We start from the raw sequence: 1,536 nt of genomic DNA, 5'->3' as shown, positions 1-1,536 counted from the left end.
GAAGTACTCGAGTCAGCCTGTCCGACGTCCTGCGGCACGCTACGGGCGGCCAACCCGATCACGACACCGCTGCCCCCAGACAAGTCGGGAAGTACTGGCGCAACAGCCCGTTGGACGCTCCTATGTTTGTCAAGCAGCGGTGGGTCGTCCGGCTGAGGGCCGGGTCGCTGCCTGCATGCGTCGGTAGAGGCGCCGGGCCAATGCCCGCTTGAGCGAGCGACGGATCTCGCGGCGGGTCTTGCCGCGGGCGGTCGCTGTGGCCTGATAGGCACGGGTCTCGGCGTGGCAGCGGACGCGTGTGATGGCCACGGTGTGCAGCGCCCGGTTCAGGTCGCGGTCACCGCCGCGGTTGAGCCTGTGCCGGATGCGCTGTCCGCTGCTGGCCTCGAGCGGTGACGTTCCTGCCAGCGCTGCAAATGCAGCTTCGTTGCGGACCCGCCCCCGATGTGACCAGGACACCAACAGCTGCGCCGCGACGACCGGGCCGACTCCGGGTTCGGCGAGAAGCACTGGTCCGGCCGTGTGCTGGGCGACCAGCGACGCCAACTCCGGGTCGAGTTCCTTTGCCTGACGCTGAAGGAACCGAACCCTGGCGGCGATCGAGCGGAGCGTCGAGATCGTCACCCGATGCTCGACCTCGGCCCCCGGCGGTGTCCGGAGAGCCTCGATCCGACCGAGCTGGCGTGCCAGGGACAGGCCACGCAGTTGGGCGCGCAAGTGCTCGGGGGCGACGATGATCAGACTCTTCAGCTCGTTGATCGCCTTGGTCCGACTGACCAGCACCGCGGCCCGCGTGGCCAGGACCATCCGCAGCGCTTCGCGTAGGCCCCTTGCTCGAGGCAGGGTCTGAAATTCACGGGCCAGCGCCGTTCGAGCGGCGCGCACGGCGTCGATGTGATCGTTCTTGGCGCCGCGGGTGCGCTTGACAGCACCCACCTCCACCACGGCCTCTCCGGACTCGGCCAGGGTCTGCGCGAGCCCGGCAGCGAAGCTGCTGGTGCCCTCCAGCGCCCAGACCCGCTTCTCCGGAGCGTGCTCGTCGGCCCAGGCCAGCATCCGCGCGTATCCCGGGCCGTCCGCGGCCTCGACGAGGTGGGCACGGACTCCACCGGTCGCGGTGTCGAGCACGGCCAAGTCGATGGTGTCCCGGTCGGGATCGCCACCGATGACGTAGCGGTACTGCTCTGCCAGCATGGCCATGCGGTTGTCCTCTCAGCAGGGCGAACGTGTCGGCGTCGGCCTGGGTAGAGGTCACTGGTCGCGGCAGCACTGTGAGGGGTCACGCCCATCGGGGCGGACAAGCTCCTGATCAAGCCAAGACGAGTGGGCCAGGCCGGCGCCGATGACCCCGGACGACGTGTCCAACGCAAGGCACGCGTCATCGCGGCCAGTATTCTCGTGAGTCACTCCGGGGTCACCGGCACCGAGCCTGGCAGCGGACCAGGCCGATACCGCCGACCGACACACTCACAGTGTTCTCGTTGCTGCCCCGCTGCCAGGGGCTGTGTGGGTCGCAGAAATAGACCGGCAACTCCA

At 68.9% G+C, this 1,536-nt stretch carries 1 protein-coding gene; it reads right to left on the bottom strand.

All coding sequences use genetic code 11. The annotated features are described in order from the left end of the window. Positions 1 to 129: 129 nt before the first annotated feature. Positions 130 to 1,200, bottom strand: coding sequence for an IS110 family transposase (locus tag PSD17_RS15290; protein WP_339123090.1), 1,071 nt, complete (start codon positions 1,198 to 1,200; stop codon positions 130 to 132). Positions 1,201 to 1,536: the final 336 nt, after the last annotated feature.

The organism is Pseudonocardia sp. D17 (assembly GCF_036984265.1).
Classification (GTDB): Bacteria; Actinomycetota; Actinomycetes; order Mycobacteriales; family Pseudonocardiaceae; genus Pseudonocardia; species Pseudonocardia benzenivorans.
Note: the sequence above shows the minus strand (reverse complement) of the source record. Positions and strands in the feature narration are given on the sequence as shown.